General features: G+C 58.0%; 16 protein-coding genes and 2 pseudogenes. 9 read left to right on the forward strand and 9 right to left on the reverse strand.

From position 1 onward, the window contains the following. Positions 1–43: 43 nt before the first annotated feature. From NY406_RS01585 to purE, 5 genes and pseudogenes are all read right to left on the reverse strand, one after another. Positions 44–325: a hypothetical protein gene (locus tag NY406_RS01585; protein WP_260534895.1), complete on the reverse strand. Its 282-nt coding sequence runs from the start codon at positions 323–325 to the stop codon at positions 44–46. After that, positions 288–1,496: an aspartate aminotransferase family protein gene (locus NY406_RS01590; RefSeq protein WP_260534897.1), complete on the reverse strand. Its 1,209-nt coding sequence runs from the start codon at positions 1,494–1,496 to the stop codon at positions 288–290. Before NY406_RS01590 ends, NY406_RS01585 begins: the two co-directional genes overlap by 38 nt. Before the next feature lie 297 nt (positions 1,497–1,793). Then, positions 1,794–3,062 (reverse strand): annotated as a pseudogene (locus NY406_RS01595) (NAD(P)/FAD-dependent oxidoreductase); the annotation flags it as partial. Between the two features lie 176 nt (positions 3,063–3,238). Then, positions 3,239–3,745 (reverse strand): cupin domain-containing protein, encoded by a 507-nt coding sequence (locus NY406_RS01600; RefSeq protein ID WP_260534899.1) that lies wholly within the window; start codon positions 3,743–3,745, stop codon positions 3,239–3,241. Beyond that, positions 3,732–4,259 carry a 5-(carboxyamino)imidazole ribonucleotide mutase gene (gene purE, locus NY406_RS01605; RefSeq protein WP_260534901.1) on the reverse strand — a complete coding sequence of 176 codons (528 nt, stop codon included), beginning with the start codon at positions 4,257–4,259 and terminating at the stop codon, positions 3,732–3,734. Before purE ends, NY406_RS01600 begins: the two co-directional genes overlap by 14 nt. 125 nt (positions 4,260–4,384) lie before the next feature. Between purE and hemN the strand changes: the two are divergent. From hemN to sugE, 3 genes and pseudogenes are all read left to right on the forward strand, one after another. Further along, positions 4,385–5,814, forward strand: a pseudogene (gene hemN / locus NY406_RS01610) (oxygen-independent coproporphyrinogen III oxidase). A gap of 66 nt (positions 5,815–5,880) precedes the next feature. After that, positions 5,881–7,026 carry a Gfo/Idh/MocA family protein gene (locus NY406_RS01615; protein WP_260534903.1) on the forward strand — a complete coding sequence of 382 codons (1,146 nt, stop codon included), beginning with the start codon at positions 5,881–5,883 and terminating at the stop codon, positions 7,024–7,026. 92 nt (positions 7,027–7,118) lie between these two features. After that, the gene (gene sugE / locus NY406_RS01620; protein WP_260534905.1) at positions 7,119–7,439 is read left to right on the forward strand and encodes a quaternary ammonium compound efflux SMR transporter SugE; all 321 of its coding nucleotides are present in this window, start codon (positions 7,119–7,121) and stop codon (positions 7,437–7,439) included. Between the two features lie 94 nt (positions 7,440–7,533). Here the strand turns inward: sugE and abc-f are convergent, their stop codons facing one another. Then, the gene (gene abc-f, locus NY406_RS01625) at positions 7,534–9,489 is read right to left on the reverse strand and encodes a ribosomal protection-like ABC-F family protein (protein WP_260534907.1); all 1,956 of its coding nucleotides are present in this window, start codon (positions 9,487–9,489) and stop codon (positions 7,534–7,536) included. A gap of 182 nt (positions 9,490–9,671) precedes the next feature. Here abc-f and NY406_RS01630 point away from each other — a divergent pair, with 182 nt between their 5' ends. From NY406_RS01630 to NY406_RS01640, 3 genes are read left to right on the forward strand one after another with little or no spacing between them, the layout of a single operon-like run. After that, positions 9,672–10,946, forward strand: a complete 1,275-nt coding sequence (locus tag NY406_RS01630) for a TolC family protein (protein ID WP_260534909.1) — start codon at positions 9,672–9,674, stop codon at positions 10,944–10,946. After that, positions 10,933–11,919 carry an efflux RND transporter periplasmic adaptor subunit gene (locus NY406_RS01635; protein WP_260534911.1) on the forward strand — a complete coding sequence of 329 codons (987 nt, stop codon included), beginning with the start codon at positions 10,933–10,935 and terminating at the stop codon, positions 11,917–11,919. The genes NY406_RS01630 and NY406_RS01635 overlap by 14 nt, the downstream gene beginning before the upstream one ends. Beyond that, on the forward strand, positions 11,916–13,871 hold the full coding sequence (locus NY406_RS01640) for an ABC transporter permease (protein ID WP_260534913.1): 1,956 nt from the start codon (positions 11,916–11,918) through the stop codon (positions 13,869–13,871). The genes NY406_RS01635 and NY406_RS01640 overlap by 4 nt, the downstream gene beginning before the upstream one ends. A gap of 460 nt (positions 13,872–14,331) precedes the next feature. Here the strand turns inward: NY406_RS01640 and sucC are convergent, their stop codons facing one another. Further along, a complete protein-coding gene (sucC, locus tag NY406_RS01645) occupies positions 14,332–15,510 on the reverse strand; it encodes an ADP-forming succinate--CoA ligase subunit beta (protein ID WP_260534915.1) in 1,179 nt (392 codons plus the stop codon). 147 nt (positions 15,511–15,657) lie between these two features. Between sucC and NY406_RS01650 the strand changes: the two genes are divergently transcribed. Beyond that, positions 15,658–16,116, forward strand: coding sequence for a nucleoside deaminase (locus NY406_RS01650; protein ID WP_260633722.1), 459 nt, complete (start codon positions 15,658–15,660; stop codon positions 16,114–16,116). 56 nt (positions 16,117–16,172) lie between these two features. Here the strand turns inward: NY406_RS01650 and NY406_RS01655 are convergent, their stop codons facing one another. Together NY406_RS01655 and NY406_RS01660 are read right to left on the reverse strand one after the other, a co-directional pair. Further along, positions 16,173–17,180, reverse strand: coding sequence for a hypothetical protein (locus NY406_RS01655; protein WP_260534917.1), 1,008 nt, complete (start codon positions 17,178–17,180; stop codon positions 16,173–16,175). Between the two features lie 119 nt (positions 17,181–17,299). Beyond that, complete coding sequence (locus tag NY406_RS01660; RefSeq protein ID WP_260534919.1) at positions 17,300–18,562, reverse strand: nitronate monooxygenase; 1,263 nt, start codon at positions 18,560–18,562, stop codon at positions 17,300–17,302. 334 nt (positions 18,563–18,896) lie between these two features. On the opposite strand from NY406_RS01660, the gene gpmA reads away from it, so the two are divergent. After that, positions 18,897–19,640, forward strand: a complete 744-nt coding sequence (gene gpmA, locus NY406_RS01665) for a 2,3-diphosphoglycerate-dependent phosphoglycerate mutase (protein ID WP_260534921.1) — start codon at positions 18,897–18,899, stop codon at positions 19,638–19,640. Positions 19,641–19,800: 160 nt separating this feature from the next. After that, positions 19,801–24,405 (forward strand): glutamate synthase large subunit, encoded by a 4,605-nt coding sequence (gene gltB, locus NY406_RS01670; RefSeq protein WP_260534923.1) that lies wholly within the window; start codon positions 19,801–19,803, stop codon positions 24,403–24,405. Positions 24,406–24,413: the final 8 nt, after the last annotated feature.

Consider the following 24,413-nt stretch of genomic DNA (forward strand, 5'->3'; position numbering starts at 1 on the left):
GGGCTGGCTGCGGGTCAGTGGTGCGGATTGATCCGGTTCCGGGTCAGTCCTGTTTCTTTTTCCCCCGGTAGAAAATCGCGAACAGAATCCACGCATATGCGCCAACCAGCGTGAATGGCGCGATGTCGAGGGCGAAGAGGCCGTCAACCGATTTTTCGATGTACATCGCGGCGTAGCTCAGGGCGAGCACCGCCGCGCCCAGCGCGATGAAAAGGTAGTTCATCGCGCCGAGCGGCATGACGGCGGGTTCGGCTTTGGGCGAAGGCTGCGGCTGCTTTATCGCAGGCTCAACCTTGCGCTTTTGCTTCTTCGGTGAAGATGGCATCGAGTGTATCGAGACAGAGTTGCGCCTCCTCCTTGCTGATCGAGAGCGGCGGAAGAAGCCTGATGACATTGTTGCTGGTGGCGTTGACCAGCACATTTCTTTTTAGCGCCTCTTCGACGTAGTACTTCGCTTCGCGATGCACCGTGATGCCGATCATGAGGCCGTACTGGCGGATTTCAAGAATCTGCGCGTGCTTCTCAGCCATTTTCTCGAAAGCGGCACGCATCATCGCACCGGTTTCGAGCGCGTTCTGCATCAAGCCGTCCGCCTGGATCGCCTCGATCATCGCCAGACCCGCAGCGCAGGCGACCGGGTTGCCGCCGAAGGTTGTGCCGTGGCTGCCGGGGGTGAACACCTCCGCGACCTTCTCCGAGCCGATGATCGCGCCGAGCGGCAGTCCGCCGCCGAGCGGTTTGGCTATGCAGACCAGGTCAGGCTGGATGTCGAACGGCATGTAGCTGAAGAAGCTGCCCGTGCGTCCGCAACCGGCCTGGATTTCATCGGCCACGATGAGGAAGTCGTGCTTTTTCGCCAGCTCTTTCAGTTTCGCGATGAAGGCTTCGCTCACCTTGTGGATGCCTCCCTCGCCCTGCACGAACTCCACGAAGACCGCCGCCGTGCGGTTTGAAACCTTACGTTCGAGGTCTTTGGCGTCGTTGAAGTCGATCATGCCGGTTTCGGGCACAAGCGGCTCGAAGCCGCCGACGTATTTCGGCTTGGCGGTCAGCGAGAGCGCGCCGTAGGTTCTGCCGTGGAAGCAGTTGGTCAGGGAGAGCACCTGGGTTTTGTCGGCGTTGCCGTCACGTGATGCGAATCTTCTGGCGAGCTTGATGGCCGCCTCGATCGCCTCGGTGCCGCTGTTGCAGAAGAAGACCTTCGACATGCCCGAAATTTCGAGCAGCTTCGCGGCCAGGTCGAACTGCGGCTTCTGCATGAAGAGGTTCGAGACATGGATGTATTTGGCGGCCTGTTCGGCGATTGCCTGTTCGAGGCGCGAGTCGCCATAGCCGATGGCGTTGACGCCGACGCCGGCGATCATGTCGAGATAACGTTCACCGCTGGAGGTGTACAGGAACGATCCTTTGCCGTAGGCGATGTCGAGCGGCAGCCTTGCGTAATTGTGAAAGAAAAGCTGCTTTTCGGTTTCGAGATTCATTGCAGGAGTGTTCATCGTGATAGTTTGATAGAGAAAATGTTTACTGCAAAAAAGTCAGAGAGATTCTTCCCATTCGCGTCGTCGATGGCGGATCACGCTCCGGATTGCCCGCCAGATGCCATACGCGCCGAGAAGTATCGAAAAGTACAACAGATCGCGGCCATTGTTTCCGCTCACCGCTGGCGCATAGTACCAAATATACGCGGCGAGCACCAGAAATGTCACGGAAAGAAGCGCGTCGAGTGTCATCATGATTGGGAGACGCTCTTTTTTTTGTGCTTTTTCGGTGTTGTCTGAACCGGTGTCAGGTCTTTTGTCATCGCAGGGCGAAGATTTCCGCTCCGGGTAGAACCGCCAGTCTTTGTTGACGATCAGGCGCGCTCCGTAGCCGAAGGTGAAGTAGGACCATGCCCACTGCATCAGCACGAAGACGCGGTGCCGGAAGGTCGAAAGGTAGTAAATGTGCACCAACAGCCAGGTGAACCAGGCGAACGCACCGTTGATCTTCAGGTTGCCGATCTCGACAATCGCCTTGTTGCGGCCGATGGTGGCCATCTGCCCCTTGTCGCGATATTTGAACGGCTTGCGCGGTTTGCCCTTCAGGTCGTCGAGAATCATCCGACCGATGGCGTTGCCCTCTTGCATCGCCGCCGGAGCCATGCCCGGCAGGGTCGAGCCGTTTTCGAGGGTGAAGCAGGCCTGGTCGCCGCCGACGAACACCTCGGGATGACCGGGCAGGCTCAAATCCTGCTCGACCACGATCCGCCCACTGCGGTCGGTTTCGACACCCATCGCCTGGCCGATCTCCGATGCCTTCACGCCTGCCGCCCAGAGCACCGTGGCGGCCTCGATGCGCTCGCGCCCGATCTGCACGCCATCAGCGTCCACGTCGCTCACCATGCTCGACGTCCAGACCTGCACACCGAGCTTTTCCAGCTCGCGGGTCGCCTTGCTCGACAGCTCGGGCGAGAAGGTGCCAAGAATGCGCTCGGCGGCTTCGACGATGAAGATACGGGTCAGCTTCGGGTCAATGTGGCGGTAGAATCTCGACAGGGTGAAGCGGCTCATTTCGCCGATCGACCCGGCAAGCTCCACGCCGGTCGGTCCGCCGCCGACAATGACAAAGGTGAGCTGCTTTTTGCGCTCTTTTGGATCGTTCGTGCGTTCGGCGGCTTCGTACGCTTCCATCACGCGGCGCCGAATCTCGGACGCTTGGGCGAGGTTTTTCAGGCCGGGTGCGTGCTCTTCCCATGAGTTGTTGCCGAAGTAGTGGTGCTGCGCACCGCAGGCGAGGACGAGATAGTCATACTCGACATCGCCGAAATCGGTTTTCACCTTTTTCTGTTCGAGATCGACGTTGCAGACGTTGCCTTTAAAGACCGTGACATTATCGTTTCCGGCCAGCATGTTGCGCAGCGGTGTGGCAATGTCGCCTTCACCGAGCGCGGCCATGGCGACCTGGTAGAGGAGCGGCTGGAAAAGGTGGTAGTTTTTCCTGTCGATGAGCGTGACCTCGACATCCTTTCTGTTGCTGAGGATTCTCGCAGTGTTCAGACCGGTAAAACCGCCACCGACAATCACGACCTTTTTTTCATCTCGTTCAAATTCTCACGATTCAATTCATCAGTGCTTCGGGCATCACTTTAAGTCAGGTTAAAAACATCGATGCCCTCATCGTATACAAACGCTGGAATGTAATAAAAATGCGTTGAATATCGCTGCGGACGTTGCCAAAGCGTTACGCGGAACGGCGCATTTCAACTCAGCATTTCGATGATCCGGGCGTGGGCGGGAAATTTTGCGGTCAGCTCCTTACAATCGGCGAAGGAGAAGTCGCGGAAATCGAAGCCCGGAGCGACGACGCAGCTTACGAGGGTGTATGTGCCGGGGGCGTCGGACTGTTCCGAAAGAGACGCGCCAAACCAGTTTCCGGCTGGCACCCACGAGTGCAGTACCTGTCCGGCGTCCGGCTCATCGCCGAGCGTGAACGACGATGGCACGCCGGTTGCGGGGAAGCAGTGCACGTCGAGCGGCGAACCGGCGTGGAAGTACCACTGCTCGTCGGAGTTGATGCGGTGCAGGCGCGAGCGGTCGCCGCGTTCGAGCAGGTAGAAGATCGAGGTCGCGTAGGAGCGGGGCGAGCCGAAGAGGCTGTTGCTGTCGAAACCGTACTCGCCCTCGCTGCGGTAGGTTTCGCGGTACCAGCCCCCTTCGGGATGACGTTCGAGGCCGAGTCGCCCGATCCAGAACTCAGCCGTTCGCACGCAGCTTTTTCCGGATTTTGGCAGTTTTCTGGCGTGAAGCTTCGGCAAGTTTCTGGCGAAACTCCTTGAGCTTTTCCATCAGTTCGGCGTCGCCGAGGGCAAGCATCTGTACGGCGAGCAAGGCGGCGTTGCGGGCGTTGTCGATGCCGACGGTGGCCACCGGGATTCCGGCGGGCATCTGCACAATGGCGTAAAGTGAATCCTGACCACTGAGCTTCTTGCTGTAGATCGGCACGCCGATGATCGGCAGGGGAGTCATGGCTGCCGTGACCCCCGGCAGGTGCGCCGCGCCGCCCGCTCCGGCGATGATCGCCTTCAGGCCGCGCTCCTGTGCTGACGAAGCGTAGGCTTCGAGGTCGCCCGGTGTGCGGTGCGCCGAGATGACCGATATTTCAAACGGAATGCCGAACTCGTCGAGCACTGTGGCGGCCTCTTTCATGATGTCGAAATCGGAATCGGAACCCATCAGGATGCCGATCAGCGGCGCCTGCGCCTCAGAGGATGGTGGTGTCATGGAAAAACGAGATTATCCGGCCTTGTGCATGTTAAAGCCGTTGCAGTTTGAGGGCTAAAAATTCGCGGAGTTTTTGTATTTTCACCAGTCAAACAAAAAAATAACACTTGCCAAGGAAGAATACAATGACAACAGATGTCGTCGCAAAGCTGGCTTTGAAGTACAGCAATCCCGGGCCGCGCTACACCAGTTACCCCACCATTCCGTCCTGGAGCGAGGATGGCGTGACTCAGGAGCAGTGGAAAGAGGCTATGGTCAAGGGCTTCAATGAGAGCAACGAGACCACGGGTATCAGCATGTATATCCACATCCCGTTCTGCGAGAACTACTGCTACTTCTGCGGCTGCAACGCCCACCGCACCAACGACCACTCGTTCGAGAAGCCCTACATCGACGCCCTCATCAATGAGTGGCAGATGTACCTCGATGTGTTTCCCGGCAAGCTCAACGTCAAGGAGCTGCACATCGGCGGCGGCACACCGACCTTCTTCAGCCCGGAAAATCTTATCCGTCTTGTCGATACCCTTTTCAAGGATGTCAACAAGATGGACGATTACATCTTCAGTTTCGAAACCAACCCCGCTCGACTTCGAAAGAGCACCTCGAAGCGCTCTACAGCGTCGGCTTCCGCCGCATGAGCTTCGGCATCCAGGACTTCGATCCCACCGTTCAGGCCGAGATCAATCGTCCCCAGTCCTTCGAGCTGGTCAAGGAGAAGATCGACATGGCCCGCAAGATCGGCTTCAACTCGGTCAACTTCGATCTTGTTTACGGCTTGCCCAAGCAGACGCTTGCCACAGTGACCGACACCATCCAGAAGGTGATGGAGCTGCGTCCTGACCGCCTTGCCTTCTACGGCTATGGTCACAACCCGCATCTCTATGAAGGCCAGCGCCGCTTCAAGCTCGAAGACCTGCCGGTGGGTGACGTCAAACAGGAGCTGTACGACAAGGGCCGCGCCATGCTTGAGTCAATCGGCTATCACGAGGTTGGCATGGACCATTTCGCCATTGAGGGCGACGCGCTCTACGAGGCGATGAAGAACGGCACTTTGCACAGGAACTTCATGGGTTACACCGAGAACACCACCCAGATGATGCTTGCGCTTGGCGCTTCGTCAATCAGCGACACCTGGTACGCCTTCGCGCAGAACGAGCGCACCGACGACCGCTACATGGAGGAGGTCAACAAGGGCCGCTTCCCGATCATGCGTGGTCACCTGCTTACCGACGAAGACCTGGTGCTTCGCCGCCACATCCTCAACCTGATGTGCCGCCAGGAGACCTCGTGGGAAGACCCGAAGCTCTACACCGAAGAGCTCGACGTGGCCCGCTACCGTCTCGAAGACATGGAGAACGATGGTATTGTGGTGCTTGGTGAAAAGAGCGTCAAGGTCACCGAAATCGGCGTGCCGTTCCTCCGCAATGTCTGCATGGCCTTCGACGCGCACCTCTGGCGCTCCGACAGCCTCTCGAAGGCATACAATGTTTCGCGCGACATCCAGAAGGAGTACATCGAAAAGGCCCGTCAGGCCAAGCTTCAAAAGGTTGACTGACCTTGCGGCAAGTTTCGTAACGATGAAGGGTGATCTTTTGGTCGCCCTTTTTTTATGACCAGAACGATGAACAAACGAATCAGAATCGGATTTATCGGTAGCGGCTGGGCGCAGGTGGCGCAGGCCCCGGCCTTTTCGCTGATGGAAGATGTGGTGCTGGCGGCGGTCGCCAGTCCGACCGAACGTCGCCGCCAGAAGTTCATGGATCGTTTCGGCATTCCGAACGGGTACGCCGACTGGCGCGAGATGCTCGACGAGTGCCCGCTCGACCTGGTGTGCGTCACCACGCCGACCTGGCTGCACGAGCCGATGGTGACTGGCGTGCTGGAAAAAAGTGTCGGTGTGCTGTGCGAAAAGCCCTTTGCCCTGACCGTCGAGGAGGCCGAACGAATGAACGCGCTCGCGTCGAAATCTCCCGGTATCTCGTTGATCGATCACCAGTTGAGGTTCCATCCATCGCTCAGGAGCATGAAGCAGATGATCGACAGCGGCGAGATCGGCAAGGTGTATGAGGTGCGTGCCGTAGTGAATCTCGCCTCGCGCAACCGGCACGACCTTCCGTGGTCGTGGTGGAGCGACGCATCGCGGGGCGGCGGCGCGCTTCGGGCGCTCGGTTCGCACCTGATCGACCTGAACCGCTTTCTTGTCGGCGAAATCTCCGAAGTGTGCTGCAATCTCTCGACCTCGATTCCGCAGCGCCCCGACGCCTCGAGGCCCGGCAGGAGCCTGCCGGTTACCTCGGATGACAGCTTCGCCATGTTCATGAGGTTCGGTCCCTCGTCGGTGGCCCTCGGTGCGTCGTCGCTCATGCATGTGACCACCGTCGGCTCCTACACCTGGTTCTCGCTCGAAGTGGTCGGCAGCCTGAAAACGATCCGGCTGGACGGCGCGGGTCGTCTCTGGGAGATCGTCAACGGTGAGGTCAAGGGCGGTCGCAGCCTCATCGACGCGCCGCGCTGGAAGCAGTTGGAGCCGATGCTGCCGTGGGACGAGCTCGTGCTTCAGGAGAAAATCAAACTCTCATCGCTCGCCGTGCACGGCATTTTCGCCGTTGGATTTGCTTTCCTTGCACATCGCATCGTCAAGGCGTTGAAGAGTGGTGACCCGGTTATCCTGCAGGACGCCGCAAGCTTCCGCGACGGCCTTGCCATCCAGAAGGTGATGCAGGCCGGGCTCGACTCTGATCGTGAGAAGCGCTGGGTGAAGGTTTAATGGATAATGGATAGTTGACAATTGATAATGTAGGGGCAGACCTGCGTGTTTGCCCTGATCGACCGATCCTTTAATCGCTTGAAAAAGGTGTTATGGCGTGGTTAATGTTGTTTGTCGCCGGGTTGTTTGAGTGCGTCTGGGCGGTGGGGCTGAAATATTCCGAGGGCTTCACCAAACCAGTGCCGTCGGCGTTGACCATCGCGGCGATGCTGGTGAGCTTCTGGCTGCTCTCCGTGGCGATGAAAACCGTGCCGGTCGGCACAGCCTACGCCGTCTGGACTGGCATCGGCGCGGCGGGTGTTGCTGTGGCCGGGATACTGCTTTTCAACGAACCGCGCGATCTGGCGCGAGTTTTCTGCATTTTTCTGATCATCGCCGGAGTGGCCGGCCTGCGGGTGTTGGCGGGGAAGTGAGCGACGGCTCTGGCTGTCGAGGCGGACGGAATGGACTTTGTTCGCCTAATGACCAAGTTCGTCCTGGATTATCCATGTTGTCCATTTTTCTCCATTACCCTGCTTCTTCCTCCCAGCACTGGTAGAGCACATCCAGCTCTTTGCACAGCTCTTCGTACTCTGCGGTGGCTTTGCGCGTCTCTTCTGCGGATTGTTCGTAGAATACGGGTTGGGCCATCATATCCTCGTGCTGTTTTTTTGACTCCTCCAGCCGCTGAATCTCCTTTTCGATTGCCGCGATCTTTTTGCTGTTCGCTTTGGGCGCGGCTGGTTTTTTCTCGACAGGTTTCGCCGTAGCGGCTTTGCGTGCAGCTTCTTCTTTCGCCTGGGTTTCAGCCTGCTGTTTCTTCTCCTCTTCCCACGCTTTTTCCGCTTTTTCGAGGTATTCGGCATAGGTGCCGAGATAGACCTGAACGGAGCCGTTTTTGATTTCGAACACCTTGTTGACGAGGCTGTCGAGGAAGTAGCGATCGTGCGAGACGATGAGGAGCGTGCCGTCGTAGTTTTCGAGCGAGTCGATCAGCATCTCCTTGGAGCGCATGTCGAGGTGGTTGGTCGGCTCATCCATGATGAGCAGGTTCGAGGCCTGGAGCAGAATCTTGGCCAGCGCCACCCTCGACTTTTCGCCTCCTGAAAGCACGGCGGTCTTCTTCTCCACCGCGTCGCCGCTGAAGAGGAAGCAGCCCAGAATGTCGCGCACGCGGCGTTGCGCCTCGGAGGTCGGGGCGGCGTCCATCATCTCCTGAAGGACGCTCTTTTCCGGCGCGAGATTGTCGGTCTGGTGCTGCGCGAAGTAGTTCATGCTGACGTGGTGGCCGGTCTGGCGCTTGCCCTCGAAGTCGATCTCGTCGGCAAGAATCCGGCAAAACGTCGTTTTGCCCGCGCCGTTCGAGCCGACGATGGCGATGCGGTCGCCGCGCATGATTTCGAGGTCGATGTCTTTGAGCACGGTTTTGGTCGTGCCGTCTGGCAGCGTGAACGACTTCGAGACGCCCTCCAGCCGCAGCACTTCGCGGCCCGATGGTCTGGCCTTCGGGAAGGAGAATGAAATCTGCGACAGATCCTCCTCCGGCGCCTGCAACTCCTCTTCGAGCTTCTGCATCTGGCGCAACCGGCTCTGCGCCTGCCGCGCCTTGGTGGCCTTGTAGCGGAAGCGATCGACGAATGACTTCAGGTCGGCCATTTTTTTGAGGTCGTTCTCGTAGCGCGACATCATGAGTGTGTAGCGCTCGGCCTTCTCTTTTTCGTAAAAGCTGTAGTTTCCCTTGTACTCGGTGATTTCGTTGAAGGCGATTTCGAGCGTTTTGGTGGTAAGCTTGTCGAGAAAGAAGCGGTCGTGCGAGACGATCAGGTAGCTGTGCTCGTAGTTCAGCAGGTACTGTTCGAGCCAGCGGAGTGAGTCGATGTCGAGGTGGTTGGTCGGCTCGTCGAGCAGGAGCAGCGTCGGGTTCTGCAAGAGCAAACGGGCGATGAGCAGGCGCATCTGCCAGCCGCCGGAGAACTCCTTGACCTTTTTGTAGAAATCTGCCCCGCTGAAGCCGAGGCCCGACAAAATCTTCTCGGCATCGGACTGCATCCGGTAGCCGCCGAGCCGCTCGAAGTCGTGCGAGGCGTCGCTGAATCGTTCGATCAGCTTGTGGTACTCGTCGCTCGCGTGATCCTGATCGGGAAGGGCGAGCTCGTGCTCCATGCGCGAAATCCTTTCAGAAAGTTCATGCAGCGTTTTGTTAGCTTCGAGAGCGTACTGGAGCGCGGTTTTGTCGAGGTCGCCCTCGAAGGAAATCTCCTGCGGAAGGTAGCCGATGGTGGTGGTCGCGGACTTCATGATCTGCCCGTCGCTCTGGGGGCCGTCCTCCTTGAGTTGGCCGCTGAGCAGGCGCAAGAGCGTGGATTTGCCGGTGCCGTTCAGGCCGACCAACGAGGCGCGATCCTTGTCGCCGATCCGGAATGAGGTGTCGCGCAGGAGCACTTTGGTGCCTGCCGAAAGAGAGAGATTTCGTGCTTCGAGCATGGTGGAGTCGCTGTTTCAGGTTTGGTGTGAAGATACGATATTTCGTTAAAGCGCCATGCGGCATCTGGTTTCAAGTCGAAAAGCCCGGCATCGGGAATTTCCGCTCGAAGCGCCGGAAACAGGGGGCTGAGACGTCAAACCCGTGAGCCATTATCAACTTTTTCTATAATCACATCCGGATTATGAGACTACTCAGGTCAGCTTTGTTTGTTGCTCTTTTGCCGCTTTTCGCCTGCCTGCCGCAAGCCTCAGCCGCGACGGCGGCAACGCTCGACTGGGCGCAGTGCCTTGCCGAAGCGGCCACCCATCATCCCGATCTGCGCTCGGCGGCGGAAAGCGTCCGGCAGTCCGAGGAGCAGCGAAATATTGTCAAGGGCGGAATGCTTCCCGCCGTCGGCGCGTCGGCGGGCGGCGAGCGTTCGGGCTCGAGTGCCGCGGCTCCGGTTGGGGCGTGGTCGTACAGCGTCAACGCCAGCCAGTTGCTCTACGACGGCGCGAAAACCTCCAGCGAGGTAAGCTCCGCCAGCGAAACGGTCAAGGCGTCGAGGTACAATGAAAGCGAGGTTTCAGTCGCCACGCGCCACGCCTTGCGCACGGCGTTCGTGCAGCTTCTGACCGCACAGAAGCAGGTGGCGCTCGCCCAGGAGATCATGACGAAAAGAAAGCAGAATCTGCGGTTGATCGCTCTGCTCTACAAGTCGGGCACGGAGAATATCGGCTCGCTCAGCAAGGCGCAGGCCGATCTTGCCGAGGCGGAGTACGAAGTTGCTCAGTCGAAACGTGGCCTCGAACTGGCACAGGTGGTGCTGGCGACGCAGCTTGGCCGCTCGTCTTCCGGTGCGCTTCGCGTGACCGGCAAGTTCACGGCGAACGAGAACACCCGCCAGTTGCCTGATTTCGACCGCATCGCGAAGGAGAGTCCATCCTATCTCAATCTCACCGCGCAAAAGAGTGCTGCCGGATACAGCTTGCAGGCGGCCCGGAGCGCGTTCATGCCGTCGGTTTACCTGAGCGCCGGCTTCGGCAACAGCGCATTCCGGCAGCTTCCGCCCGACCGCACCGACTGGCAGGCGGGCATCGATGTGTCGGTGCCCATCTACGCGGGCGGTGCGGGACGGGCGGGCGTCGCCAAAGCGCGGGCGGTGGTCAATCAGCTCTCCGCCGACGAGGAGAGCCTCTATCTTTCGCTCAAGCGAAATCTCGCGCAGGCGTGGAAGAATTTTATCGATGCCTCGGGCAATGTGGATGTCCAGAAAAAATATCTCGCCGCCGCCTCCGAGCGGGCGCGGATCGCCGATGCGCAGTACTCGGCGGGTCTGATTTCGTTTAACGACTGGACGATTATCGAAGACAATCTCGTCAGCGCGAAAAAATCATATCTCAATGCCCAGTCCAATTTGCTGATCGCCGAGGCGGACTGGGTTCAGGCAAAAGGAGGTACTCTTGAAAGCAGGTAAACCGCAACTCATCTGGGGAGCGGTGGCCGTCGTCATCGCTCTGGTCGCCGGTTATGTTGTGTACAGAACGGCGTTTGTCGGCAAGCCGAAAGTTTCGTATCGCGAGTACCGCCCGACGGTCGGCGCGATCCGCCAGATGGTTTCGACCACGGCCACCATCAGGCCGCAGAACCGGCTCGAAATCAAGTCGCCCGTGAGCGGACGCATCGACAAAATTCTCGTCAAAGAGGGGGATTTCGTAAAGAAAGGGCAGGTGCTCGCGCTCGTCAGTTCCACCGAACGCGCGGCGCTGCTCGACGCGGCCACGCAGAAGGGGCAGAGCGAAATCGATTACTGGAACAAGGTCTATAACCAGACCGTGCTGATTTCGCCCATCGACGGGCAGGTGATCGTCAGCAGCCTCAATCCGGGCCAGACCATCACCACGAGCGACGCCGTGATGGTGCTCTCCGACCGGCTGATCGTGCAGGCCGACGTTGACGAAACCGACATCGGCAGCGTGAAAGTCGGCCAGAAGGCGCAGATCAGCCTCGACGCCTATCCCGACATCCACGTCGAAGGGGTCGTGGATCATATCTATTACGAGTCCACCCTGGTGAACAACGTCAATATTTACCACGTTGACATCGCACCCGTGAAGGTGCCCGAGGTGTTCCGGTCGGGCATGAGCGCCAATATCGACATTATCGTCAACGAGAAAGAGAACGTGCTCACGCTTCCGCTCGCGGCTGTCAAGAGCCAGAACGGGCGGTCGTTCGTGCTGATGCGGGCGGCGGCTCCCGATTCTGTCCGGAAAGTACCGGTGCAACTCGGCTTGCAGGACGACAGCAACGTCGAGATCGAGAGCGGCCTGTCGGCATCGGATGTTGTTGTGGTCAGGGAGAATGCGTTTGTTCTGCCGAAGGATAACAATGGCGGCAGCAATCCATTCCTGCCCTCCCCGCCGCGTGACAAGCAGAAGAAGAGCCAATGATCGAAGTCGTTGACATCAGAAAAACCTACACCATCGGCGAGAGTCCGGTTCGAGCCCTGAATGGCGTGAGCCTGACCATCGAGCAGGGCGAGTTCGTGGCCATCATGGGGGCCTCCGGCTCGGGCAAGTCCACACTCATGCACATCCTCGGTCTGCTCGATGTGCCCGACAGCGGCCAGTATCGGCTCATGGGCAAGGAGGTCGGCAAGCTGAACGACGACGAGCTGGCGACGCTGCGCAACAATGTCGCAGGATTTGTCTTCCAGCAGTTCCACCTGCTCGGGCGCATGAGTACCATTGACAATGTGATGCTGCCCTGCATCTACAGCGACGAGCGCGGCGATTTTCGCTCGGACGCGCTGAAGCGGCTCGAAATGGTCGGGCTTGGTCACCGCGCCGGTCATCGTCCGAGCCAGATGTCGGGCGGCGAGCAGCAGCGGGTGGCCATAGCCAGGGCGCTGATCCGCGATCCGATGCTCATCTTCGCCGATGAACCGACCGGTAACCTTGATACAAAGAATTCGCACGAGATCATGCGGATTCTCACCGACCTGCACAGGCAGGGCAAGACCATCGTCATGGTGACGCACGAGCCGGACATCGCCGAATATGCCGGGCGGGTGATTACCATGCAGGACGGGAAGATCATCGAAGACCGGAAAAAAGAGGACATGGAGTTCCGGCCCGAAGCGAAACAGGCGGTCATGAAGGTCGAGCACCAGCCGCTCTTCAAGCCATCTCGGATGCTTGGTTTCGTCTTGCAGGCGCTCCGGTCGATCACCTCCAACAAGATCAGGACGCTGCTTTCGGTGCTTGGTATTCTGGTGGGTGTCGCCTCGGTCATCGCGATGATGGCGCTCGGCACGGGGGCGAAGGCGTCGATGGAGGCGCGGCTCAAGTCGATGGGCTCGAACCTGCTCTCCATCCGGGGCGGTTCGGCCAAGATCATGGGAGCCGCGCAGGGATCGGGTACCTTCACGCGCTTCACTGCGCAGGATGCCGAGGCCATTGCGGAACTCAAGCCTCTGGTCAATTATGTCTCCGGCGATGTGACCGGTTCGGCCCAGATGGTCTATCTCGACAAAAACACGAACAGTACTGTTGAAGGTGTTGGGTACGATTACGCCAAAATGCGTGATGCGACGCCCACCATCGGACGGTGGTTCACTCCCCAGGAGATTCAGTCGCGCCGCAAGGTGGCCATTGTCGGCACGACCGTGGTTTCGGAGCTGTTCGGCAACGAGGATCCTGTTGGCAAAACCATCAAGATCAACCGCATCAACTTCACGATTATCGGCGTCGCACCGCCGAAAGGTTTCGCCGGTCACCGCGACCAGGACGATGTGGTGCTCATCCCGGTGACGACCGCGATGTATCGGGTGCTTGGCAAGGACTACTTCGACAGCATCTACGTCGAGGTGTCGAGTGCGGAGAACATAGAGCCGGCCAAGCAGGCCATCGACGCACTCGTCCGCAAGAGGCACAAGATTCAGCCCGATGACGATGACTCCTTCAACATCCGTGACATGACGGAGTTCCAGCAGATGCTCAGCGCTACGACGCAGACCATGAGTATGCTGCTCGGCTCGATTGCGGCTATTTCGCTGGTGGTCGGTGGTATTGGCATCATGAACATCATGCTGGTCTCGGTGACTGAACGCACCAAAGAGATTGGCCTTCGCAAGGCCATCGGCGCGCGGAAAGGGGATATCATGCTTCAGTTTCTGATCGAATCGGTGGGCATGACGCTCACCGGCGGCATCATCGGTATCGTGGTTGGCGTCGGTGTTTCGGTGATGCTCTCGACCTTTGCCGGGTGGGCGGTGAAAACCTCGATGTTCTCGGTGGTGCTTGCCACAGGCTTTTCCGTGCTGATCGGTCTGTTTTTTGGCTTGTGGCCCGCCCGGAAAGCCGCCGCTCTCAAGCCAGTCGAGGCGTTGCGTTACGAGTGAGGAGCGGCTGGATTCGACAGGGCAAAATTATTTTTGAAAAAAATAAAAAACGTGCAAGGAAGTTTGAGCATCATCGTCTCAATAGTTGTAAGGGATGAGCTGAATGATACAATGAGTTTTTGTGTTGAATGTTTTTGAGTATGGTTGTGATGTGTTGTTCTTTGCGTGTTGAGTGACAGCAACGTTCCGGCTCTTCTTCGCCATGTTATGTGTTATAGTTGATTGTGATGTGTGAAGATGAATGTGTGAGTAAACGATGAATCGCGGAGAAGGACGGGTTGTTGCTGACGTAGCCGGGCGATAGGCTGGTTGATCCTTTCGCCCAGCTTTTTTTTTGAAATTTGCAAGCGCGGCTTGCAAGAAACCTCAATTTTTTCTCCTGTTAGTGGCAAAACGGAAAAGCCCGCCTCCATGAAGTTCTGTGGAGACGGGCTTTTCCGTTTGTATTCGTGTGCGGGATTTATGCCGTGGCGAGCGCTTTCTGCACCTTTTCGGCGGCGTCGCGCAGACCTTTGGCCGAGATGAGGTTGAGACCCGATTCGTCGAGCATTTTCTGAGCCTCAGTGGCGTTTGTGCCTTCGAGACGCACGATCACCGGTACCTTCAGGCCGATGTTCTTGGCGGCTTCGATGACGCCACCGGCCACGCGGTCGCAGCGGACGATACCGCCGAAGATGTTGACCAGAATCGCCTTGACGTTCTTGTCGCCGAGGATGATCTTGAAGCCCTCTTCGACTGTCTTGGGGCTTGCACCGCCGCCTACGTCCAGGAAGTTGGCCGGTCTGCCGCCGGAGAGCTGGATGAGGTCCATGGTGCCCATCGCCAGGCCCGCGCCGTTGACCATGCAGCCGACGTTGCCGTCAAGACGCACGTAGTTGAGGTTCGATTTCGAGGCCTCGTATTCGAGTGGATCCTCTTCGCTCACATCGCGCAGTTCGAGGTACTCCTTGTGGCGGTAGAGGGCGTTGTCGTCGAAGTTGATCTTGGCGTCGAGTGCGAGCACGCGGCCCTCCTTAGTCACGACGAGCGGGTTGATCTCGGCCAGCGAGGCGTCGATGGTGGTGTAGGCGTTGTAGAGCGCCTCGATGAACTTGACACCGTTGCGGAACTGTTCACCCTGCAAGCCAAGGAAGAATGCTGCTTCGCGAGCCTGGAAGCCCTGAAGGCCATAGACCGGATCGACGTGGATTTTAAGCAGCTTTTCGGGGGTCTCTTCAGCCACCTTCTCAATCTCCATGCCGCCTTCGGTCGAAACCATCAGCACGTTGCTCGATGTGGCGCGGTCGAGGGTGATACCGAGGTAGAACTCCTTGTCGATATTCATGCCCTCTTCGATGAGCAGGCGGCGAACCTCCTTGCCTTCGGGGCCGGTCTGGTGCGTCACCAGGGTCGCGCCAAGCATTTTCTGAGCAATCTCGAACACCTCCTCAGGCGATTTGGCCAGCTTGACGCCACCCGCCTTGCCGCGACCACCGGCGTGAATCTGGGCCTTGACAACCACCACGGGGCTCGACTGCTCCTCGAAGAGCTGGATTGCTGCCTGTTTTGCTTCTTCAGCCGAAAATGCTACTATGCCCTTGGGAACGGCCACACCGAACTGCTTCAGGATGCCTTTGCCCTGATACTCATGAATATTCATAGCAAAAGTTCTATGGTTATGATAGAAAGATTGCCGGACAAGACCGGCGTCAACGCGGAATGAAAAAGAGGTTTAAACCTTATGATAATAAAAAATCCCTTTTGCTGAAACCCCTGTGGAACCAAGCGCAGATTTCTTTTGTCGCTCATGCATGACCTGAATTACTGTATGGAACTGGCTATCCGGGAAGCCATCAAGGCTTATGAGAGCAAGGAGGTGCCGGTCGGTGCGGTGGTGCTCGATCCCAACGGCTCAGTCATTGGACGTGGTTACAACCAGGTGGAGACCCTTTCTGACGCCACTGCGCATGCCGAAATGATCGCCCTCACCTCGGCGATGGCCACACTCGACAGCAAATATCTCGAAGGATGCACGCTCGCCGTCACACTTGAGCCCTGTCCGATGTGTGCCGGAGCGATTGTGCTGTCGAAAATCGGTCGGGTGGTCTTCGGCGCGTGGGATCCCAAGATGGGTGCCGCAGGAACCGTGCTCAATATCACCGGCTGTCGAACCCTTAACCACCAGCCCGAAGTCTACGGCGGCATCATGGAGCGTAAAGCCGAAAGCTTGCTGCAGGATTTTTTCAGGGGGCTGAGGAGCAAATAAAGGCTTCGAATTTGCGCAGCATGGACGGGGCGGATGAATAAACCCGTTACGTCTCTCTACTCTTTTCCGCTTTCCATAATAATATGCTTGATCGAGCTGGCCAGGTGAGAGACGATGTCCTGCGCCACGCTGCTGCCCGATGTCGGTGCGGTGACGGTGTCGAGGCTTTCGATGCCCGCTTTCTTGACGGCGTTGCTGATCGTCACGGAGAGAATCGGGTTGCACTCCTTGACGATCTCCTTGAGCATGAATGCCGCTTCAAACATGCTTTGCTGGATGATTTCATCTTTGTCTTCGAGCGAGAGCACCTGGCAGTGCTTCGAGGCGATGATGCCCGCGAGGCAGGTGAGGTAGGTGTTGGTTGCACCCGCAAGGAACAGGTTCAGGAAGAAGGGCGTCAGCAGGTTTCCGCCTGGCAAAAGCGAGGAGAGTGTGTTGCTGAACGAGCACTGGATGATCGGCTTGATATGCGCTGGAAGCTCCTCCTTGTTGAAATCCGACAGCGGCAGGCACTCGTAGACCGACCTGAGCAGCCGCAGGAACTCTCTGATCGAGTGTTTGCGGTGGTATCTCGCGTAGATGTTCCAGACAAGCTTGATGTTGTTGACCAGCGATGTCGTTGTACCGTAGGAGGTGTTCTGGGCGAAGGCTCCGATGAAGAAGTTTTTCGTGGCTACGGTTTTGGTTGTGTTGAGCGCATCGACCTCGTGGAGTTTGATATTGGCCTTGATCCAGCGCAGGTCGTGCTCCTCTTTGCCGCCGTCAGGATGGGCGTGATGCACGGCGAGCGATTTGCCCAGATACGCGATATACGGCTCGAAGTTGTTGCCTCCTACCCGGTCGGCCAGTGGAGGCACTTTTGGTGCGTTCCAGAGCTGCAGACCGGTGAAAAGCGTAACGGCGAAAAAGAGACCCCAAAGGGTAAGGAATGCATAGCCGGAGTAGGGGAGAAGGCCGTTCAGCACTACTGAAAGACTGTAGAGCTGGTTGACGGCGACAGCCGCCACGAGGAGAGTGATGAACGAGGCCAGAAGCCTCAACCAGGAAAGCAGTTGTTTCTTCATGCTGGCAGGAAGCTGGTTTCTGGCCGGAATGTGATTATGGAACAGACACCTGCGTCGCGCTTGTTCCTTTCCACCAAAGGTAAGCTATCTGAATGTTAGAGGCAAAAAACAGCCAGAGATCACGGCTGTTTTTCGATCTCCGGTTTCCTGATCGAGTGGTTTTCACTCAGGAGGTAGTCCATGAAAATATCCTCCGCAAATGGCAGTTGCCACGAACCGTCCGGCAGCCGGTTGGTGGTCTCTTTCAGGCGCGAGACCGTATGGCCGCAAGTCCAGCAATCATAGCGTGCCATGCCGGTGCAGAGACAGGTGTGGCCTTTGACGACGAAACGGCTTGCAGCAGGGTCTCTCGATTCGAGCGACTGGTAATAGTCGTCGATATAGGAACACTTACCATCGTTGTCGAGCAGATAGCCAAGTCCTTCGCAGTTCGGCTTTATGCCGTAGAGCAGGGTAGGCGACTGTTTCAGCATCCGCATCGGATAACCGGTTGGCGATGAAAGGTTGACCTCCACATCCTCCGGGCTTGCATTGAGGTAATGTTGCTTGACCTCGTCCGGAAGGCCCGACTCTTTGGCGATGGTGAATCGCGTGGCCACCTGCACGGCGGCAGCGCCCGCTTGCAGGTACTCGACCGCGTCGGTGCCGGTGAAGATGCCACCCGCTGGAATGATCGGAATATCCAGATCCTCCTTTTTGAGGAAGGCGAGCGTTTCGGCCACGATGGATTGCAGACTTTGCGACTGCCAGTCGTCCGGACTGAAGCCGAGATGGCCTCCGGCCAGCGGGCCTTCGACCACGATATAGTCTGGCAGCCGCTGCAAACGCATGGCTCGTTTCAGGAAGATCGAGAGTGCCCGCACCGAAGAGATGATGATGCCGAGCTTGACGTCGCGGAACCGTTCGTGCTCGCTGATGAGATCGAGGCTTCTGAGATTCAGGCCCGCAGCCAGTGTGATGCCGTCGATCCCCGCATCCAACGCAGCTTCCATGCGTACCTTGAGCGTGGCGGCGGAGTTGTTCATCGTGAGCTTCTCCATGCAATTCATGAAGATCGCTCCATTGCCTGTTTTCTGACTGATGGTATGGGATACAAACCGCTTCTGCGCTTCGGCGAGCTGTTCCAGTTCGAAATGCACCGACGATTTGTCGCGATTGTTGATGTTCGACGCATATATCTGGCGCTTGTCGGCTACGTATGAGGTACCAAACAGCTGGTCGCAGACAAACATCACCTCGGCATCGGAAATGTGGCCAATGCCTCCCAGCCGTTCCGCCGACAAGGCAAGCTCCGAAGTCGAGATATTGACTCCCATGCCGCCGATGACGATGGGGACGAACTCTTTGCCGCCGAGCTTTAATCTGAAATTGTTGACGTTCATGGTGTTCAGATCTGATACGTGCTGGTTACTGAGGTGCAGCCCGGAGGGCGCTGGCTTGTTCCACCGTCCGACGGGCAACGGTAGCCGTTGCCCTGAACTCAGGTTCGGTCATCAAGCGTCAAAAAGCATATAAGATATAATATTTCGAACGATAATGCCATAACAGGGTGTTCAACGCCGTATAAAAAATACCCTTGCCTCAGGTATTTCAGGGGGTCGCACGTCGCTGAGAGAATGTTTGAGAATGGTTTTTCAGAATATTAAATTGCCAAGCCTGTAAATGGCGCACTCTTTTCTTTTTCAAGAATCAATTTACGAGCACAAGGAGCGTTACATGAAGAAACTTGTCCTGCTGAGGCACGGCGAAAGCCAGTGGAACCGGGAGAACCGTTTCACCGGATGGGTGGATGTCGATCTTTCCGAGAAAGGAAGAGAAGAGGCGAGAACCGCTGGCCAGTTGCTCAAGGATGAGGGTTTCGTGTTTGACCTCGCCTACACTTCGGTGCTCAAGCGCGCCATAAGGACGCTTTGGACGGTGCTCGACGAGATGAATCTCATGTGGATTCCCGTTACGAAAAACTGGCGTCTCAACGAACGCCACTACGGTGCATTGCAGGGACTCAACAAGGCAGAGACTGCACAGCGCCACGGCGACGAGCAGGTGCTCGTCTGGCGCCGCAGCTACGACACGCCGCCACCGGCTCTCACCGAGAACGATGAGTTCTGGCCAGGCAAAGATCCGCGCTACGCCTCGCTCTCCGCTGGGGAGCTGCCCGCGACGGAGTGTCTGAAGGATACGGTCGCGCGCTTCCTGCCCTACTGGCACGAAACCATTGCTCCGCAGATTCGCGATGGCAAGAATGTCATCATTACAGCCCACGGCAATTCGCTCCGGGCGCTGGTCAAATATCTCGACAATATCTCCGACGAGGATATCGTTGGCCTGAACATTCCCACCGGTATTCCGCTGGTGTACGAACTCGACGACGATCTCAAGCCGCTGAAGAGCTACTATCTGGGCGACCAGGAGGAGCTGAAGAAAAAGGTGGAGGCAGTCGCCAAACAGGGCAAAGCCTGAACTTTCAAGGACTTCCGGTTCCGCGACATTCTGTTTGGCGTGGAGCTTTTGGCTTGAAGGTAAAAGGTCATGAATTTTCTGTTCAATACCTTATATTCTGGCCTTTGCACAAGGAAAGTCCTGTATTTTTGAATTTTTCTGAATTGATGTGCCTGAAAATATGAAAGCAAAGCATGAAGGGGGCCTGTACGATCCACAGTTCGAGCATGATGCCTGCGGTGTTGGTTTCGTAGCCAATATCAAGGGGGTCAAGTCTCATCAGATCATCAAGCAGGGCTTGCAGGTGCTGGTGAACATGAAGCACCGTGGAGCTACCGGTTACGAAAAGAACACCGGTGATGGCGCTGGTATTCTGATGCAGATTCCCGACAAGTTCATGCGTAAAGTGTGCGCCCAGAGGAATATCGAACTGCCCCCCGCAGGCCATTACGGTGTCGGCATGGTTTTCCTTCCGCCCGATCTCTCGCAGCGCCGCGCCATTGAGGAAATCTGCCGCCAGATGGTGCAGGCAGAGGGGCAGAAATATCTCGGCCTGCGCAAGGTGCCGACCGACAACTCCACCCTCGGCCAGACCGCCCGTTCGCAGGAGCCGGTGGTCAAGCAGATTTTCGTTGGCCGCGGCAGCGACAACATGACCGATATCGAGTTCGAGCGCAAGCTTTACATCATCCGCCGCCGTATTTTCAAGCGCGTCCGATTCACCTCTGGCCTGCTCGGCAGCGGCTACTTCTACGCTTCGAGCTTTTCATCGCGCACGATTGTCTATAAAGGTATGCTCAATCCGGAGCAGGTCGAGGAGTTCTATCCCGAGCTGAAAGATCCGGACATGGAGAGCGCCATCGCGATGGTGCACTCGCGTTTCAGCACCAACACCTTCCCGAGCTGGGATCGCGCCCATCCGTACCGCTTCCTGAGCCACAACGGCGAAATCAACACGCTGCGCGGCAACGTGAACTGGATGAAGGCTCGCGAAAAGAACATGCAGTCCTCCATCTTCAAGGGCGCGCTGGAAGAGATCAAGCCGATCCTGCTCGAAGAGGGCAGCGACTCGGCCACGCTCGACAACGCGTTCGAGCTGCTCGTCATGTGCGGCCGCTCAATGGCTCACGCGGCGATGATGGTCATCCCGGAGCCGTGGTCTGGCAACGAATCGATGGACCCGGACAAACGCGCCTTCTACGAATATCACAGCTGCCTCATGGAGCCGTGGGACGGCCCCGCATCGGTGGTTTTCACCGATGGTATCCAGATCGGCGCGGTGCTCGACCGTAACGGCCTGCGCCCGTCGCGTTATTATATAACCAGCGACGACCTGGTGGTGATGGCCTCAGAGGTCGGCGTGCTCGACATCGATCCCGAAAAGATCATCAAGAAAGATCGCCTCCAGCCGGGGCGCATGTTCCTGGTCGATACCAAGGAGGGGCGCATCATCTCCGACGAGGAGATCAAGAAGAGCATCGCTTCGGAGAAGCCATACACGGAGTGGATCGAGCGCAATGTCATCGATCTCGCTTCACTGCCGGAGCGTGAGCGCATGAAGAATCCCGACGAGGACAACTACAGCATTACCGCCCGCCAGAAGGCGTTTGGTTATACCAACGAAGACCTCACGCTCCACATCAGGCCGATGGCCCAGAACGCCATCGAACGCATTGGCTCGATGGGCAACGATACGCCGCTGGCAGTGCTTTCCAACCGTCCGAGGCTGCTTTATGACTATTTCAAGCAGCTCTTTGCCCAGGTGACCAACCCGCCGATCGACTCGATCCGCGAGGAGATTGTCACCTCCACAACCGTCATGCTCGGCTCCGAAGGCAATTTGCTCGAATCGGACGAAATTAACTGCCGCCGTATCAGGATTCCTCACCCGATCCTGACCAACGAGGACCTCGAAAAGATTCGCGGCATCGACAAGCCGGGCTTCAAGGCGATCACCCTGCCGATCTTCTACAATGTGGAAGAGGGTGGTCAGGGCATCCAGTGTACGATGCAGGACCTGTACCGCCAGGCCGAAAAGGCGATCAACCACGACGGGGTCAACATCATCATTCTCTCCGACAAGGGCGAACTTGAACATTCGCGTGCGCCGATTCCAGCGCTCTTGGCGCTTGCCGGGTTCCACCACTTTCTCATCAGTGCAGGCCTCAGAACCAAGGTTGGCCTGATCGTCGAGTCGGGCGAGCCGCGCACGGTGCACCATTTCTCGATGCTGATCGGCTACGGTGCCGGGGCGATCAATCCGTATCTTGCTTTCGAGACCGTCAGCCAGCAGGTGGCCGAGGGGCGCATCATGCACGACGAGAAGAAGGCGATCAAGAACTACGTGAAAGCGGCCGTGAAGGGCGTGGTGAAGACGATGGCCAAGATGGGCATTTCGACCGTGCAGAGCTATCGTGGTGCACAGATTTTCGAGGCGGTCGGCCTGAACACCGAGGTAGTCGATACCTACTTCACCAAGACTCCGTCGCGCATCGAGGGCATCGGCCTCGACACGCTGGCCGAAGAGGTCCGCAAGCGTCACGAGGCGGCATTCCCGCCCGGAGGCAACAAGGTCAATCGCGGCCTCGAAGCTGGCGGCGACCGCAAGTGGCGTCACGACGGCGAGTTCCACCTTTTCAATCCGGAGACGATCCACTATCTCCAGCACTCCTGCCGGACGGGTGATTACGAACTGTTCAAGAAGTACGAGAAGCTCATCGATGACCAGAGCGAGCACTACTGCACGATTCGCGGTCTGATGGATATCCGCTTCTCCGAGAAGCCGATCCCGATCGACGAGGTCGAACCGGTAGAGTCAATCGTCAAGCGCTTCAAGACCGGTGCCATGTCCTACGGCTCCATCAGCAAGGAGGCGCACGAGACGCTCGCCATTGCGATGAACCGCCTCGGCGGCAAGAGCAACACCGGTGAAGGCGGCGAGGAGCCGGAGCGCTTCGTGCGCGACGCCAACGGCGACAGCCGCATGTCGGCGATCAAGCAGGTCGCGTCGGGACGTTTCGGCGTCACCAGCGAGTACCTGACCAATGCCGAGGAGATTCAGATCAAGATGGCGCAGGGTGCCAAGCCCGGCGAGGGTGGCCAGTTGCCCGGCACCAAGGTCTATCCGTGGGTTGCCAAGACCCGCCACTCTACCCCCGGCGTCGGGCTGATTTCGCCGCCGCCGCACCACGATATTTACTCCATCGAAGATTTGGCGCAGCTGATCTTCGATCTCAAGAACGCCAATCCGTCGGCGCGCATCAACGTCAAGCTGGTCTCGACGGTCGGCGTTGGCACCATCGCGGCGGGCGTCGCCAAAGCTCACGCCGACGTGGTGCTCATCAGTGGCCACGACGGCGGCACAGGCGCATCGCCGGTTTCGAGCATCATGCACGCCGGTATGCCGTGGGAACTCGGTCTTGCCGAAACGCACCAGACGCTCATGCTCAACAACCTGCGCAGCCGCATCGTCGTCGAGGCGGACGGTCAGCTCAAGACCGCGCGTGACATCGTCATCGCGGCCATGCTCGGTGCGGAGGAGTTCGGTTTCGCCACCACCGGTTTGGTGGTGATGGGCTGCATCATGATGCGTTGCTGCCAGGACGACTCCTGTCCGGTCGGCATTGCCACGCAAAATCCGGAGCTTCGCAAAAACTTCAAGGGCAAGCCGGAGCACGTCGAGAACTTCATGCGCTTCCTCGCCCAGGGTGTGCGCGAGTACATGGCAAAACTCGGCATCCGCACGCTCAACGAGCTGGTTGGCCGCTCCGATCTGCTTGCCACCTCTCGCACCATCCAGCACTGGAAGGCCAAGGGCGTCGATCTTTCCAAGATTCTGCATCAGGTCGATACCGGTGACAACGATACGCCGTACTGCACCACGACGCAGGATCATGGTATCGAGGAGAGCCTCGACATGCGCGTACTCATGGCGATCTGCGAACCGGCTATCAAGCGCGGCGAGAAGGTTTCGACCACGCTGCCGATCAAGAATATCAACCGTGTCGCAGGCACCATTGTTGGTCACGAGGTCACGAAAGCTCATGGCAGCAAGGGACTGCCGGATGACACCATCCATCTGAAGTTTATCGGTTCGGCTGGTCAGAGCCTCGGTGCCTTTATTCCGAAAGGCATGACCATCGAGCTGGTTGGCGACGCCAACGACTACATCGGCAAGGGCCTCTCGGGCGGCAGGATCATCGCCTACCCGCCGAAATCGTCGAAGTTCGTGCCTGAAGAGAACATCATCGTCGGTAACGTGGCCTTCTACGGCGCGACCTCCGGCGAGGCCTTCATCCGCGGTATGGCTGGCGAGCGCTTCTGCGTGCGCAACAGCGGCATGGAGGCGGTTGTCGAGTCGGTGGGCGACCACGGCTGCGAGTACATGACTGGTGGCAAGGTGGTCATTCTCGGCAAGACTGGTCGCAACTTCGCGGCGGGCATGTCGGGCGGCGTGGCCTACGTTTACGACGTCGATGGCGCATTCGCCGGACGCTGCAACCTTGAAATGGTCAGCCTCTCGGCGGTCGAAGCCGAGGACGAGCTCGAATGGCTCCGCTCGAAAATCGAGCAGCATGTGGAGGTTACCGGCAGCGAACTCGGCAAGGGCATGCTCGCAACGTGGCCGAACGCCTCGCAGCGCTTCGTCAAGGTGCTGCCGAACGATTACAAACGCGCCATTGAGGCCATGAAAGAGGTCGAAACGATGGGTATGACCGGCGATGAAGCCGTTATGGCCGCTTTTGAAAAGAACGTGCATGATCCTTCCCGCGTCTCGGGGAACTGAAATTGGGC

This window comes from Chlorobaculum sp. MV4-Y (assembly GCF_025244685.1).
In the GTDB taxonomy this organism is placed as follows: domain Bacteria; phylum Bacteroidota; class Chlorobiia; order Chlorobiales; family Chlorobiaceae; genus Chlorobaculum.

Excerpts from the sequence above, each read along its gene's own strand:
- NY406_RS01585 (WP_260534895.1), bottom strand. The coding sequence starts at position 325 with ATGCCATCTTCACCGAAGAAGCAAAAGCGCAAGGTTGAGCCTGCGATA.
- NY406_RS01590 (WP_260534897.1), bottom strand. The coding sequence starts at position 1,496 with ATGAACACTCCTGCAATGAATCTCGAAACCGAAAAGCAGCTTTTCTTT.
- purE (WP_260534901.1), bottom strand. The coding sequence starts at position 4,259 with ATGACACCACCATCCTCTGAGGCGCAGGCGCCGCTGATCGGCATCCTG.
- NY406_RS01615 (WP_260534903.1), top strand. The coding sequence starts at position 5,881 with ATGAACAAACGAATCAGAATCGGATTTATCGGTAGCGGCTGGGCGCAG.
- sugE (WP_260534905.1), top strand. The coding sequence starts at position 7,119 with ATGGCGTGGTTAATGTTGTTTGTCGCCGGGTTGTTTGAGTGCGTCTGG.
- abc-f (WP_260534907.1), bottom strand. The coding sequence starts at position 9,489 with ATGCTCGAAGCACGAAATCTCTCTCTTTCGGCAGGCACCAAAGTGCTC.
- NY406_RS01630 (WP_260534909.1), top strand. The coding sequence starts at position 9,672 with ATGAGACTACTCAGGTCAGCTTTGTTTGTTGCTCTTTTGCCGCTTTTC.
- NY406_RS01640 (WP_260534913.1), top strand. The coding sequence starts at position 11,916 with ATGATCGAAGTCGTTGACATCAGAAAAACCTACACCATCGGCGAGAGT.
- sucC (WP_260534915.1), bottom strand. The coding sequence starts at position 15,510 with ATGAATATTCATGAGTATCAGGGCAAAGGCATCCTGAAGCAGTTCGGT.
- NY406_RS01650 (WP_260633722.1), top strand. The coding sequence starts at position 15,658 with ATGCATGACCTGAATTACTGTATGGAACTGGCTATCCGGGAAGCCATC.
- NY406_RS01655 (WP_260534917.1), bottom strand. The coding sequence starts at position 17,180 with ATGAAGAAACAACTGCTTTCCTGGTTGAGGCTTCTGGCCTCGTTCATC.
- NY406_RS01660 (WP_260534919.1), bottom strand. The coding sequence starts at position 18,562 with ATGAACGTCAACAATTTCAGATTAAAGCTCGGCGGCAAAGAGTTCGTC.
- gpmA (WP_260534921.1), top strand. The coding sequence starts at position 18,897 with ATGAAGAAACTTGTCCTGCTGAGGCACGGCGAAAGCCAGTGGAACCGG.
- gltB (WP_260534923.1), top strand. The coding sequence starts at position 19,801 with ATGAAAGCAAAGCATGAAGGGGGCCTGTACGATCCACAGTTCGAGCAT.